Consider the following 12,784-nt stretch of genomic DNA (forward strand, 5'->3'; position numbering starts at 1 on the left):
ACCACAATGTACTATAATAGTTAACATAAGTGAAGCTAACACGCATATAAGAGAGCTGTTCTAAGTTGAAGACCACCAATAGAAAAACTCCTTCCTAAAATTCTGAAAGTATACATAACACAGGGCAACTCCATTCATTAGGGGGCAATATCAATTATGGGAATCTATTGGACGATACAAACAATGGAAAAATGGCAGGTAGCCAAAAATTTAGGCTTCCTTATCGGTCACCGGGAGCATATATGGCCAGATTTTAGTGAGCCTTATCATTGGATGATGCGTCAAATGGCTGAACGACTGCCTAACTATCAAGGGGAATATCCGGTATGGGTATGGACGGAAAGACCTGATCTACGAAGAATGGGGCATTTAGAGAAAGGAACTCGTGGGGTGTTATTAAAAATTGACATCGAAGATACGCGCATTCTATGCTCAGAATTTCAAGCCTGGCATTTTGTTTTAATGGATTGCTATTGTGATATTGAAGCAAAAGAAGACTTTGAACTTGATTTATCGCGACAAGCGATAGAAGAAAGTTGGAAAACGATATTTGATTTAAATTATTTAGCTGAGCATCCTGATTGGGGAGAGTGTACAGTGCAAGGTGTAACGGGTAAGGTCATGCTTCATGAAATCTCTTTAGTGAAAGAATTTACAGCTCGCTAACGACTAAATAGGTGGAGATCAAACGAAGCCTGGCATTTTTTAACGGTAAAACTTAAAGGATGTTTATGTAACATGTAAGAAACGGAAAAAGAGCCTGCCTTTAAACAGGCTCTTTTTTTATGTGTTTTTTAAAAATCTTGAGTAAATGAAGGGGATGGCACATAATGAGGGGAAAGCCATGCTTAAAGGAGCTGAATAATATGCAGCCATTTACTAAAAATGTGATCACTGTAATACAGCGCATCCCAAATGGTAAGGTTATGACGTATGGCCAAGTTGCAGCCTGTGCAGGTAGCCCAAGAGGGGCAAGACAAGTTGTAAGAATACTCCATACGATGAGTGAAAAATATCATCTTCCCTGGCATCGTATTGTAAATATGAAAGGGGAAATAACGATTCAGGATGCAGTGCGTCAGAAAGCACTATTAGAAGATGAGGGGATTGTTGTCTCGCCTACCTTTACGCTTAACTTAAAGCACTATCAATATAATTTTGACCCTATCGATTATGATTTCTAAAGGAAAAAATACCCCTAAATTGTTAACTGTCGTGTCTAATAATTTAGGTGTATTTTACCTGTATATACATATAATAGAATTTTAACTCATTCATTATCGTCAATTAGATAGAGGATGCTTTCTTATTGTTAATTCCACAATCCTGCTTTTTCTAATTTCTTTTTACCTTTAAAGGCCATTAAAATTGCACCCACATTTAACAACAACATGATAAAAATAGTATCCAAAACATACGTGTAACTACCTGTAAATTCAAAAATAAATCCATAGATAGGTAACGCAACAATGCCTGCAACTGCTAAGCCTGTTATGGCAAGTCCATAAATTTGACTGAACTCTCTATTACCAAATAAAGCTGTTGTTAACAGTGGCCCTAATGTTCCTAGAGATGCCACAACAAATCCATATAAACCAGTAGCTGTTTTAAAAACCAATGGATTTTCAGGCACTAATAAAAGAAGTCCTACTGGAACTAATCCTAAAAGCATAGCAGAAATTGCTGTGTTCTTCACGCCTATTTTATCGCTTAGGAAGCCGAAAAATAATGCCCCTATTACAACTCCTACCGACCAAGTACCCATAGCATTACCCGCAAACTTCACATCATAACCTAATCCCATCGCAAATGGCGCAACATGTTGGTTAAATGCGGCTATAGAAGTTTCACAGAAGAAGAAAAATACTAAAAAATAAAACGCACTGGATTTTTTAGCTATAGTTGCTGCAACGCCACTGTTTGTTATCGTATGAACCGTATCGTTCTTATCTTCCTTTACTTCATCCATACCATATGGCTGTAAACCCATGTGTTGTGGAGCTTTTCTAATCGTTAATAAGACAATTGGGATAACAATCGCCATTACTCCTACACCTAAGAAAATATACGTATTTCTCCAACCTGCACTAGCAATTAAGTTGCCTGCTACTGGTTGAAGGAAAGCACCTATTAAACCACCAGCGCCAACCATAATACCTAAAGCTAAACCTTTATGTTTTTTAAACCAATTATTAATAAGTACAGGACCTGCTAATTGTGTTACGACTACAGATCCCATTGCCATAGGGATAGCAAACAAATACCAACCCCATACGGAATTCATGAATCCAAACATTGCATAGGCTCCTGCCTCTAACGTAACAGCTACTACTAACAGTATTCTAATATTGTATTTAGCTATCATCTTACCTGCAACTGGTAAGGAGAGCATTGTGACAATTGAAGCTATACTAAAGTACAATGTTAAACTGCCCATACCAATACCCAAATCTTCAGTAACTGGGGTTAAAAATAATCCGCCTGTAGTCGCAATGCCACCTTTTGCAGCTCCGACCATAACAACTAACCCTAATAACACCCACCAAGCATAGTGGATTTTTTTCTTTGACTGACTCATAATGCTGTCCCCGATTCGTATATTGGATTTTACTTTTACACAAAAATTTCATTCTATTTTTTAATAATCATTAAAATCTTTCTCTAGTTTGAAAAAGATATAAAACATCATTGGTCAAATAGAATTTTTTTATATTAATATACTTAGAATGTACTAAATGAATACTGCCAATTTTATTTCCAATTCCCTCCTAGTTCTTTTGATATATAATTTAGTTTAAAATTAAACTACCTTCGCAATAGTAACCCGATACTTATAATGTGTCAAATATATGAACTTTGTTATTTTAGCCCAAAAACGGGCGCTATAATAGTTGAACTTATGTATACACCATGCTAACAGTGTGTTTGCACGGGGCATCGTGTAGCTTATTAGCCCTTAAAATACAAGTTTTTATTCCACATTTTTAGCTAATTCCTTTAAAAAAAACACCTAGAACGTTGTAATAAAAACGTCCTAGGTGTTCTATTTAATCTTGTTATCTTTCGACTATTCTTCTAACATCTCGATCATTTTTGTATAGCCCATCTCTTTGGCATAATCCAGCGCTGTCTTTCCCGAATTGTCTCGAAGTTCCTTATTGGCGTTGTAGGCTAATAATTCTTGAACAATTTGCTGATACACTACGGAGCCGTCAGTCAATGCGACTGCTTCAATTAATGCCGTATAGCCAAAATTATTTTGATGATCGATATCTACTTTACCATCTTGTAAAAGCAGCTTCACATTGTGTAAATGTCCTTTTTCAGCAGCAGGGATTAAAGCATTTCCTCCATAGCGATTGACAATATTTTGATTTGGTTCCGCATGCTCAATCATATATTTTAAAATCTCTGTTTTTCCTTGTGCACCTGCATATAAATAAGCACTATCCTGAATATGATCCTGTTGATTAATATCAGCACCCACATCAATTAATAATTTTGCCACCTCTATATAATTTTCATGTGTAGCAATTAATAAAGGCGTTTCCCCTTTATCATTTGTTTCATTAATTGGATAAGTTGAATCCTGTAAAATTTTTTGCACTTTTTCTACATCATTGTTTTCAACCGCTTGAATCAGCTTACCTGATTGTTGTGCCATATGGTTTTCCTCCCCCTTCTCGTTACACCCTGTGAGTATGAATAATACACTTACAATACTTATAAAATATTTCATGTAAAACCGTCCTTTCACAAGGAGATTGTCAATTATTAAATCGATATCCGCTTCCCCAAATTGTCTCGATAGGCAGCTCTGATAGTTTTCCCTTTTTTAACTTATCCCGAATGCGCCCAACATGGACAACAACTGTAAAAACATCTCCATCTAAGTCATCCATATACCATAATTGACGGAAAAGTTGCTCCTTTGTCCATACACGATTTGGATGCTCCATAAAAAACACGAGTAGGTCAAATTCCTTCGTTGTAAAAATAACTTCCTGACCTAAAACGAATACTTTGCGAGCGGCTTTATCAACAATAATATTTTTCATCTCCAAATAATCCTGTGCTTGTTCACTACCTGTCAGCTGCTTGTAACGTTTACTATGCGCTTGTACACGAGCGACGAACTCACTAGGACTAAATGGCTTTGTTATATAATCATCCGCGCCTAAGCCAAGCCCTCTTATCTTATCAATATCCTCTTTTTTTGCAGAAACAATTATGAGTGGAATATTTTTCTTTTCACGAATGCGTCGACAAATGTCAAAACCGTTCATTGAAGGGAGCATTAAATCAACGACAATTAAATCAAAAGGCTCATTTAATGCTCGATTCAATCCTTCAAAACCGTCTGTTACAATTTCCGCCTCTATTTCATGAATTTCTAAATAATCTCTTTGCAATTCTGCAATGCTAATATCATCTTCAATGATTAATATTCGTGATGGCATCAGTCATCGACACTTCCTTTAAGCCTTTTCCAAGATTATTGTTACCGTTGTACCAAAATGTAGCTTACTTTGAATTTTTACTTGTCCATTATGCTTTTCAACGATTTGCTTCACAATTGCAAGCCCCAGACCGCTACCACCTGTCGTCGAAGTACGGGCTTCCTCACCACGATAAAAATGATCGAATACATATGGGAGTTGATGCTCTGAAATGCCTTGCCCATTATCCTTTACAACAATTTCAACAAGTTGATTAACTGCCACTACTTCTAATATCATACATAAAGGTTCATTTGGCTTTTTAAACTTCATACTATTTTCAATTAAGTTAGCGATTGCTCGATTCATCTGCATACGATCAATATAAACATAGACATCTTCCACTACATTTAATGCTAACTGTACTTCTCGATTGTATAATTGAAACTCCTCCACTATATGTGTAAGAAACTTGCCAATCTGTATACGCTCAAAATGTAGCTGAACGGCCTCAGCATCAAACTTAGAATAAAGAAAAAGTTCTTCAATTAATCGGTTTAATGCAAGTGATTTAGAATGAATGGTCTTTAAATACTTTTCACGCTTTTCAGGCGTTTCTGCAACGCCTTCCTGTAAACCTTCAACATACCCAATAATTGTTGTAATCGGTGTTTTTAAATCATGAGAAATACTTGCTATTAGGTCTTTACGGTTTTTTTCAAGATTGCGTTGCTCCTGAATAGAATCTAAAAGTGCTGAGCGCATACTCTCAAAATTAGCTGTCAGCTCATGTACTTCCCTTGCTGTATTAGCAGGGAGTGTCGGTGCTTCAATCATTAAATCACCCTCTCGTATTTCAGACATGGTCTGTCCTAAATTTTCGAGAGGTTTAATAATGGTCTTGTGTAAAAGTTGATTTAAAAAAAGCATTGCGGCAAACGAGACTAGAAGGATGATGAAAATAATAATAATTCCCCATTTAGTAAGGAAATCTAAAAAACTGTTTTCTTTTTTCAACACTAAAACGCTACCCTTGGACTTATCGCTATAATAAAAGTCGAACTTAATATAACGGTACAATCCTCCAGCATTATCGATGGTGCCCTTTGTTTCAATATTATTCGTATCAAACGTCGGGAAATGCACGACAAGCGATCTTTCTACTAACCCTTGCGAATAATATACAATTTCCTCTTCATGACGGATGACAACTCCAAGTGACTTTTCCTCAATCTGCTGAAAACTTTTTTGCATATCTTGCCCTAGAAGATTGTCTGGATTCTGCTTAGCCATATTGCGTAGCTCAACATAAGCAAGCTCCTCTTCAGGGCTCAAGGAGCGTTGCTTTGTAAAAGTTTGATACAATGTTTTAGGTGTTGGAACAGAGCCTGTCGTCACATAAAAAACAATGCATAAAATGGATAGAATAGAAACACTTGCAATCACAATACCGCCGATATAAGAAGTTAAAAATCTATTCTTAATTGTCATATTGATCTCCTTTCCTCAATTTATAAAGGAGATTCCTTACTTTTTCAAGTAATGGACTTTATGGTAATTTTAAAAACTGAATGTAGGTTTGAAATCTCCCTTATATGGCTCATGCTCTACGAAGATTGTAATCTCATTGTCATCTGCATCCTTACCTACACGCTTATACGTAAACTTGTCGTCATTTAATTCCGTAAGTTCCAATGCAGCACCATATTTATTTTCGCCAATCGCTACATGTGCGCGAATTTTATTGTCGTGAATGACATCAAAGTAACCGTAATCTCCACGACTCTCTCCTGTCTCTCTATTAAAAAATTCGTATTTATTTGTGTCCGCTTCAAACTTAGCGACACTTAAAAAATTCCCATTAAACTCTGTGACATCATTTCCTTTTTCATCAAGTACCTTTGTTCCTTGCCATAATGTTTTGCCAAGGATTTCATCTCCATCTACACTAGTATTAATATCTCCTGTAGAAGTAGTTAATGTTTTGCCCTCGTTAGTAAACGCTAAATCATTTTCATATGGTATATGCTCTACAAATACTTCTACGTCATTACCGTTTATATCTTTCCCCATACGTTTGTACGTAAAGACTTCTTCATCTAATGCCGTTATTTCAACAACTGCTTGATATTTCATTGTATCTGAAATTAAAATACGCTTTATACCATCGTTTGTCATAAAGAAGGTACCCTCATCGCCTCGCGTCTTCCCTGTTTTCGCATCAAAAAATTCATAGCGACCTGTTTCAGAATCGTATTTTGCTAAGCCGATAAACCCAGCATTCTCCTCAGTTAAATCATTGTTATCTTTGTCATAAACACGCGTACCTTGCCAATTTGTACTGCTTAAAATATTCGCTAATGTTTGTCCCTTTGTCAGTTGCTGCTCAGCTTTATTAGCCTCCGCTTGATCATTTTGCACGACTGCATTGTCTGCCTCGTTTTTCTCTGACCCTGTATCCGAGCATGCAGTTAATATTGTCACTGAACTAAAAATAGCGAGTGTTGCGAATTTTAATTTGTTGTTCATTTAATGTTCTCTCCCTTATCATTTGCTTATACGTAATTATGAAGCCCAGTTCTAAACTGCATATATCGCAAATATAAACAAATTATAAATTCGAGAAAAAAAGCGGATTTCTTGTATCCTGCTTATACAATAAACAAAACTCGCCACAAAAATTGACGAGTTTATTTGTTATTTATTTAATTTTTTTATAATGAAGCATAGCAAGTTGACCTAACTTTTCTGTTTTCATTAAACTATATTTTTGGGTAATATCATCACCATTATAAAGAGAGATGCCCTTCCCTAAAATAATAGGGGCGATGGCTAGTTGGAATTCGTCAATTAAATTTCCTTTAAAAAATTCACGTGCTAATTTTCCTCCGCCAATTAACCATATATCTTTACCAGGCTGTTGTTTTAAATTGTTAATGAACGCCTCTACATCTTTATTTATAAATGAAGCATATTCATCAGAACCGCTGACAAATTTAGAAAACACATAGTTTTTATAATCACTATAAGGATAGTCTATGTCAAATCCTCGAATGGTATCATATGTTCCCTTTCCCATCACAACAGTATCTATTCTATTAAGAAGGGAATTGTAACCCGAATCGCCTTCTACTTCCGTAGTCTCCAACCACTCTAATGTACCATCATCATTTGCAATAAAACCATCAATTGAAGTACCTATATACAAAATAACATTACGTTCTCTTTCCATATAAATCCCCATTTCTGTTTCAGAAGATAACATTCAGTATATCAGAGACTTTTTTTAAAAAAATTAATATGTTCGTACTAATAGTGGTGTATGGTTTGTAATAAATTGTTCAATTTCGATAAATGAGTTGGAAAATAACATTGCTTTTTTATCTGCTTCAGTTAAAAAACCGTTTGTTACCATATCATCATAAAATTCTTTTAATTTATCATAGTAGCCACCTACATTAAATAAAATACATGGATTTTGGTGTTGGCCAATTCTTGCCCATGAAATTACTTCAGAGATTTCTTCTAAAGTTCCAGGACCCCCAGGTAGTGCAATATAGCAGTCTCCTAATTCAATCATTCTATTTTTCCGTTCAGACATAGAATGCACAACTTCTAAACGAGTTAAATTAGGATGACTTAGCTCTCGATCTACTAAAAATGTCGGAATAATGCCGATTACTTTACCATTATGTAATAAAACTTCGTCTGCAATGACCCCCATTAGACCAGCTTTTCCTCCACCATATACTAAAGTATGACCATTTTCCGCAATCCATTTTCCAAGTGATTTTGCTGCCTCTACAAATAAATCATTGTTACCTAGACTTGCGCCACAATAAACTGCAATATTCAAATTCAATTCCTCCTTTATGCTATCATTATAGAAGTATAAGGAGTGATTTTCATTGAATATTTTTGAATACCAAAAGTGGATAACTGAATTTTACAAAAAGCGAGGCTGGTATGAGTTAAACCCCTTTATTCGTGTCAATTTTTTAACGGAAGAAGTTGGTGAAGTTTCAAAAGCCATCCGAACAATTGAAATTGGGCGAGATCGTCCAGATGAAAAAGCTCTATCAAAAGAACAACAAATGGAGAATTTAAAGGAAGAATTAGGCGATGTTCTTGATAATTTATTTATATTAGCTGATAAGTACGAAATTGATTTAACTGAAATTATGGAAAGCCATAAAGATAAACTAACAAAACGATATCAATCATAATAGAAGTCACTAATTAAAAGTTTTAAACATAACAAAACTACCTAAATCGTTGTTATACGAACATCTTAGGTGGTTTTTTTTATATTCCACAGTTATTTATGAAACTCACCGTGGACTTTAAAAGTCCCTATCATCCTCCGTCATATTTCTTTCTATCTCTATTCACCCAATTTTTTATAGTAAAAACTAAATTATGAAGTATATTCCAAAAATACTATTTATGTTATATACTATACGCTAGAATAATAAAGGGAGTTTACAAATTTGGCAAATACTTTTAATTTTGTATTGCGAGTTTTTTTCTTTTGCCATCAAAGACCGGACCGTTCCTTCCATTATAAAGGGAAGAAATTTCCCCTATGTGCAAGATGTACAGGTATGGCTGTAGGTTATCTTTTATCCATATTTTTAGTCATACTTTTAGGCATATTTGATTTATGGATTATCGCCTTATTAATTTTACCAATGGCTATAGACGGTACAGGTCAATTATTTGGTAAATGGACAAGTAATAATAATAGACGGTTCCTTACTGGATTAATGGGTGGAATCGGTATTATTTATATTTTTTTCACTATTGGTCATCAATTTTTCTTACTTGGTCAATATGTTGGAAGAAATCTATAACAAACTATTGGAGGTACTATTATGTATTGTAAAAACTGTGGCGAACATATTTCGGAACATGCTGAAATTTGTATCCATTGTGGGGTCCGCGTAAAAAACGCTGGAGGAGAAGACAAACCAAACTGGGGCGTTAACATTATTACGCTTTGTTGTGTGCCACTTGTTGGGTTAATTATGTTCTTTGTTTGGAAAAATGAAAAACCAGTTGCGGCTAAATCCGCTTTAATGTTCTTCTTTATAAACATAGGAATTATCGTATTATTCTATATTGCAATGTTCATGATTGGTTTATTAAGTTACTAAAAAATATGGATTACATAGGTCTACGGTGAACAAGTTGGGAAATAGGAATTTTTGTAGTATGTAGGGGGTTTTGATATGTATTGTCCTAATTGTGGTTCTACCATTAACGAGAATGCCGAAATTTGTATCAAGTGTGGTGTCAACGTCTTAAAATTTAATAACCAAGCAACTGTAGCAAAAGATGATAAACCAAATATTTGGGTTAACATACTCAGCTTATGCTGCTTCCCACTACTTGGCATTATTCTCTATTTTATATGGAAAGACTCACAACCAAAAGCCGCAAAGTCTGCTTTAATATTTGCTTTGTTTGGCTTTGTGATTTCAATTATTTTAGCAATTATTTCGTTTGTAATAGGGGTTGCTACAGAAATGATGACGGATAGCTATTATTACTAATTAATAGCTACTGCGTTTATATCGTAACAATCATAAACAATAAAGAAGGGTAGACATGTAGAACAGTCTCCCTTCTTTTTATCGTATCGCTATAAATAAAAGCAACAAGCTTAAAAATATATGTATGAGCCTATCGTTTTTTTATTTCAATCATTTAAGATTTTATAAAATGACCATCTTTGTCTGTAAATTTACCAACGATAATCATAATCAAGTCGACTATTGTCCAAATACCGAATCCACCTATTGTAATAAACATTAAAATACCTGTACCGATTTTTCCAACATAAAAACGGTGAATTCCCAGACCGCCTAAAAAGAAACAAAGTAATAATGTTGCTACAAAATTTTTGTCTGACATGTAAATACCTCCGTTAAATTTATTAATATTTATAAGACCCTTCATTATTATAATTACATATAAAGTAATTTACAACATTTTTTTACTTTTACTCAATGCTATATTATTGGTTTTTATATCCTATAAATGTAAGCATCCAATTCTTCTAAAATAAAAAAAGAAGTAACAAGGACATTTAGTTTCCTTGTTACTTCTTTAAAAATAATAACTCAATTAGCTGCCATTATTTATAGTAAATCTAAAGCTATTTCTACCATCTGTGTAAATGAAGTTTGTCTCTCTTCTTGTGTTGTTTGTTCATGTGTAATCATATGGTCACTTACTGTTAAAATGGTTAATGCTTTAGCTCCAGCACTAGCAGCATTTAAATATAAACTTGTCGTTTCCATTTCCTCTGCTAATATGCCCATCTTTGCCCACTTTTCCGTTGCAGTTACATCAGCATTATAGAAAACATCACTAGATAGTACATTCCCGACATGCACGTTACAATTCTTTTCATCAGCAACTTTCTTAGCTTTCTCTAATAAATCATAAGATGCTGTAATTGGAAATTGACCTGGCAGATTAAATTGATGTGCATAATTGGAATTTGTTGCTGCTCCCATAGCCAAAATAATATCATATAATTTAATATCATTTTGCATTGCCCCGCATGAACCTATACGAATTAAATTTTTCACGCCAAAAATATTAATTAATTCCCATGAATAGATCGCCATACTTGGCGCCCCCATACCAGTACCCATTACGGAAACTTTCTTTCCTTTATATTCACCTGTATACCCAAGCATGCCTCTAATTTCATTAAAAAGAATAGGGTTCTCTAAAAAATTTTCTGCAATAAACTTAGCACGAAGTGGATCTCCTGGTAAAAGTATTGTTTCTGCTATTTCTACTCCATTTGGCTTAATATGTGGGGTTTCTTTTAATTCATTATTTTTCATTTTAACTTTCTCCTTAACATCTTTTTATTATTATGTCTTTTATAATCAATATTTTTCTATAAAGAAGTGTTATAAAATATTTAATAAATAAAAATTATACTTATAATACAGCATCTAAATATACATTTAACGAAGCACAACTTCCAATGCAACGTAGGCTATATTTAGATATTCGCCATTTTGCATCCAATTTATTATATACCAGCAGAGAGAACGACAATAAAGCAAAAGTAGAATTCATGGAATCGATTTGTATGACACTGCCAAAGAATAAGTCCCCCTTCGAAACATATATTTTTTTAAGAAGTGAATTTATAGGGGGTTTTATCATAGTTATTACACCAGGTATTGAAGTTTTACCTTATGTACTTCAAAAAAATGGGGTAAAGTTTTTTACTTTAGTTGCGGAAGAAATAACGTGGGAGTTAGTAGATGGTATCTTTATTAAAGCTTGGGGATATAACGGCTCTACACCTGGGCCAACTATTCGTGTTTTTCCTGGAGATAAAGTATGTATTAGAGTCATTAATCAATTACCTGTCCATACAAGCGTGCATTGGCATGGATTAATCGTACCTAATGTGATGGACGGTGTCCCCCCAATTGAGCCCTCTCCATTTATCGAACCTGGATATTATTTTGATTATCATTTTACAATAGTTAATCCCCCAGGTACGTATATGTATCATTCCCATGTAGATGTTTCTATACAAGATAATGCGGGATTATTAGGAGGCTTTATTGTAGAAGATCCGACAATGGAGAACCTCCCAAACCATAAGGATTACCTTTGTTTACTTCAAGAATGGGCAATAAATGCTTTACCATGGGGCGATTTAACAAAGGGTACGTATGATCTTACTTTTATTAAACCTGATTTTAATTTTTTCACAATAAATGGACGATGCTACCCGTTAACCGAACCTTTACGCGTAAGATACGGAGATATGGTTAAAGTTCGCTTTGGTAATATTCAAATGAATCACCACCCCATCCATTTACATGGACATCAGTTTAAAGTGGTCGGCGCTGATGGTTTCCCAATTGCTCCTCATACGCAAATTTGTAAAAATACTATACTCGTCGCATCTGGTGAAACTTGGGATATTAGCTTCCAAGCCAATAATGCAGGTATTTGGCCAATGCATTGCCACATGCCCCATCATGTTACAAATAACGGTGTAGTTGGCTTAGGTGGTATGTTCACTACAGTTAAATATGAAGAATAAATCTATTGTAGCGGCTAACTTAAGTGTAAATTTTTAATGAAATATACGTTTTCTTATAATATTAATTTATTATATATAATGATAGAAAAGTATGTTTTTCACCCTATAAAATAGCTGGCGATATTTTAAAATAATCGCCAGCTATTTTTATTTCCCTAGCGATTCCCCCTTCACCTACCCCTCTTATTGTTCTAAATACCACTTGTCTTTAAATTGCTTCCTTATTTGGCTTGATTGAAACTTTTAGTATGTC

16 protein-coding genes are annotated in these 12,784 nt (G+C 34.4%); 7 read left to right on the forward strand and 9 right to left on the reverse strand.

Translation table 11 applies throughout. From position 1 onward, the window contains the following. The first annotated feature begins 156 nt into the window (after window positions 1-156). Window positions 157-666, forward strand: a complete 510-nt coding sequence (locus tag FH508_RS23570; RefSeq protein ID WP_173479178.1) for a DUF3841 domain-containing protein — start codon at window positions 157-159, stop codon at window positions 664-666. Between the two features lie 200 nt (window positions 667-866). Then, on the forward strand, window positions 867-1,184 hold the full coding sequence (locus FH508_RS23575; protein WP_173479177.1) for an MGMT family protein: 318 nt from the start codon (window positions 867-869) through the stop codon (window positions 1,182-1,184). Between the two features lie 128 nt (window positions 1,185-1,312). Here FH508_RS23575 and FH508_RS23580 read toward each other — a convergent pair whose 3' ends face one another. The 7 genes from FH508_RS23580 to FH508_RS23610 all read right to left on the reverse strand — a co-directional run bounded on the left by FH508_RS23580 (window position 1,313) and on the right by FH508_RS23610 (window position 8,295). Then, window positions 1,313-2,578: an MFS transporter gene (locus FH508_RS23580; protein WP_173479176.1), complete on the reverse strand. Its 1,266-nt coding sequence runs from the start codon at window positions 2,576-2,578 to the stop codon at window positions 1,313-1,315. Window positions 2,579-3,067: 489 nt separating this feature from the next. Beyond that, a complete protein-coding gene (locus tag FH508_RS23585) occupies window positions 3,068-3,664 on the reverse strand; it encodes an ankyrin repeat domain-containing protein (protein WP_228134211.1) in 597 nt (198 codons plus the stop codon). Window positions 3,665-3,767: 103 nt separating this feature from the next. After that, window positions 3,768-4,460: a response regulator transcription factor gene (locus tag FH508_RS23590; RefSeq protein WP_173479174.1), complete on the reverse strand. Its 693-nt coding sequence runs from the start codon at window positions 4,458-4,460 to the stop codon at window positions 3,768-3,770. Between the two features lie 18 nt (window positions 4,461-4,478). Continuing rightward, window positions 4,479-5,930, reverse strand: a complete 1,452-nt coding sequence (locus FH508_RS23595) for a sensor histidine kinase (RefSeq protein WP_173479173.1) — start codon at window positions 5,928-5,930, stop codon at window positions 4,479-4,481. Window positions 5,931-5,999: 69 nt separating this feature from the next. Further along, window positions 6,000-6,968, reverse strand: coding sequence for a DUF4822 domain-containing protein (locus FH508_RS23600; protein WP_173479172.1), 969 nt, complete (start codon window positions 6,966-6,968; stop codon window positions 6,000-6,002). A 172-nt stretch (window positions 6,969-7,140) separates the two neighbouring features. Continuing rightward, window positions 7,141-7,671: a dihydrofolate reductase family protein gene (locus FH508_RS23605; RefSeq protein ID WP_173479272.1), complete on the reverse strand. Its 531-nt coding sequence runs from the start codon at window positions 7,669-7,671 to the stop codon at window positions 7,141-7,143. A 63-nt stretch (window positions 7,672-7,734) separates the two neighbouring features. Further along, window positions 7,735-8,295 (reverse strand): LOG family protein, encoded by a 561-nt coding sequence (locus tag FH508_RS23610; RefSeq protein WP_173479171.1) that lies wholly within the window; start codon window positions 8,293-8,295, stop codon window positions 7,735-7,737. 52 nt (window positions 8,296-8,347) lie between these two features. Here FH508_RS23610 and FH508_RS23615 point away from each other — a divergent pair, with 52 nt between their 5' ends. From FH508_RS23615 to FH508_RS23630, 4 genes are all read left to right on the forward strand, one after another. Next, window positions 8,348-8,665 carry a MazG nucleotide pyrophosphohydrolase domain-containing protein gene (locus FH508_RS23615; RefSeq protein ID WP_173479170.1) on the forward strand — a complete coding sequence of 106 codons (318 nt, stop codon included), beginning with the start codon at window positions 8,348-8,350 and terminating at the stop codon, window positions 8,663-8,665. Window positions 8,666-8,953: 288 nt separating this feature from the next. Next, complete coding sequence (locus FH508_RS23620) at window positions 8,954-9,292, forward strand: DUF2085 domain-containing protein (protein ID WP_173479271.1); 339 nt, start codon at window positions 8,954-8,956, stop codon at window positions 9,290-9,292. 21 nt (window positions 9,293-9,313) lie between these two features. Next, a complete protein-coding gene (locus tag FH508_RS23625; protein WP_173479169.1) occupies window positions 9,314-9,595 on the forward strand; it encodes a zinc-ribbon domain-containing protein in 282 nt (93 codons plus the stop codon). A gap of 75 nt (window positions 9,596-9,670) precedes the next feature. Further along, window positions 9,671-9,994, forward strand: coding sequence for a zinc-ribbon domain-containing protein (locus FH508_RS23630; RefSeq protein ID WP_173479168.1), 324 nt, complete (start codon window positions 9,671-9,673; stop codon window positions 9,992-9,994). 154 nt (window positions 9,995-10,148) lie between these two features. Here the strand turns inward: FH508_RS23630 and FH508_RS23635 are convergent, their stop codons facing one another. Continuing rightward, entirely contained in the window at window positions 10,149-10,355 is a 207-nt protein-coding gene (locus FH508_RS23635) for an NINE protein (RefSeq protein ID WP_173479167.1), read from the reverse strand. A 227-nt stretch (window positions 10,356-10,582) separates the two neighbouring features. After that, the gene (gene deoD, locus FH508_RS23640; RefSeq protein ID WP_173479166.1) at window positions 10,583-11,302 is read right to left on the reverse strand and encodes a purine-nucleoside phosphorylase; all 720 of its coding nucleotides are present in this window, start codon (window positions 11,300-11,302) and stop codon (window positions 10,583-10,585) included. A 329-nt stretch (window positions 11,303-11,631) separates the two neighbouring features. Here deoD and FH508_RS23645 point away from each other — a divergent pair, with 329 nt between their 5' ends. Then, on the forward strand, window positions 11,632-12,531 hold the full coding sequence (locus FH508_RS23645; protein ID WP_173479270.1) for a multicopper oxidase family protein: 900 nt from the start codon (window positions 11,632-11,634) through the stop codon (window positions 12,529-12,531). The last annotated feature ends 253 nt before the right edge of the window (window positions 12,532-12,784 follow it).

The organism is Lysinibacillus sp. CD3-6, assembly GCF_006351725.2.
GTDB lineage: Bacteria > Bacillota > Bacilli > Bacillales_A > Planococcaceae > Lysinibacillus.

Bases quoted from the DNA above. Each gene is read 5' to 3' on its own strand.
- FH508_RS23570 (WP_173479178.1), top strand. From the start codon at position 157: ATGGGAATCTATTGGACGATACAAACAATGGAAAAATGGCAGGTAGCC.
- FH508_RS23575 (WP_173479177.1), top strand. From the start codon at position 867: ATGCAGCCATTTACTAAAAATGTGATCACTGTAATACAGCGCATCCCA.
- FH508_RS23580 (WP_173479176.1), bottom strand. From the start codon at position 2,578: ATGAGTCAGTCAAAGAAAAAAATCCACTATGCTTGGTGGGTGTTATTA.
- FH508_RS23585 (WP_228134211.1), bottom strand. From the start codon at position 3,664: ATGGCACAACAATCAGGTAAGCTGATTCAAGCGGTTGAAAACAATGAT.
- FH508_RS23590 (WP_173479174.1), bottom strand. From the start codon at position 4,460: ATGCCATCACGAATATTAATCATTGAAGATGATATTAGCATTGCAGAA.
- FH508_RS23595 (WP_173479173.1), bottom strand. From the start codon at position 5,930: ATGACAATTAAGAATAGATTTTTAACTTCTTATATCGGCGGTATTGTG.
- FH508_RS23600 (WP_173479172.1), bottom strand. From the start codon at position 6,968: ATGAACAACAAATTAAAATTCGCAACACTCGCTATTTTTAGTTCAGTG.
- FH508_RS23605 (WP_173479272.1), bottom strand. From the start codon at position 7,671: ATGGAAAGAGAACGTAATGTTATTTTGTATATAGGTACTTCAATTGAT.
- FH508_RS23625 (WP_173479169.1), top strand. From the start codon at position 9,314: ATGTATTGTAAAAACTGTGGCGAACATATTTCGGAACATGCTGAAATT.
- FH508_RS23630 (WP_173479168.1), top strand. From the start codon at position 9,671: ATGTATTGTCCTAATTGTGGTTCTACCATTAACGAGAATGCCGAAATT.
- FH508_RS23635 (WP_173479167.1), bottom strand. From the start codon at position 10,355: ATGTCAGACAAAAATTTTGTAGCAACATTATTACTTTGTTTCTTTTTA.
- deoD (WP_173479166.1), bottom strand. From the start codon at position 11,302: ATGAAAAATAATGAATTAAAAGAAACCCCACATATTAAGCCAAATGGA.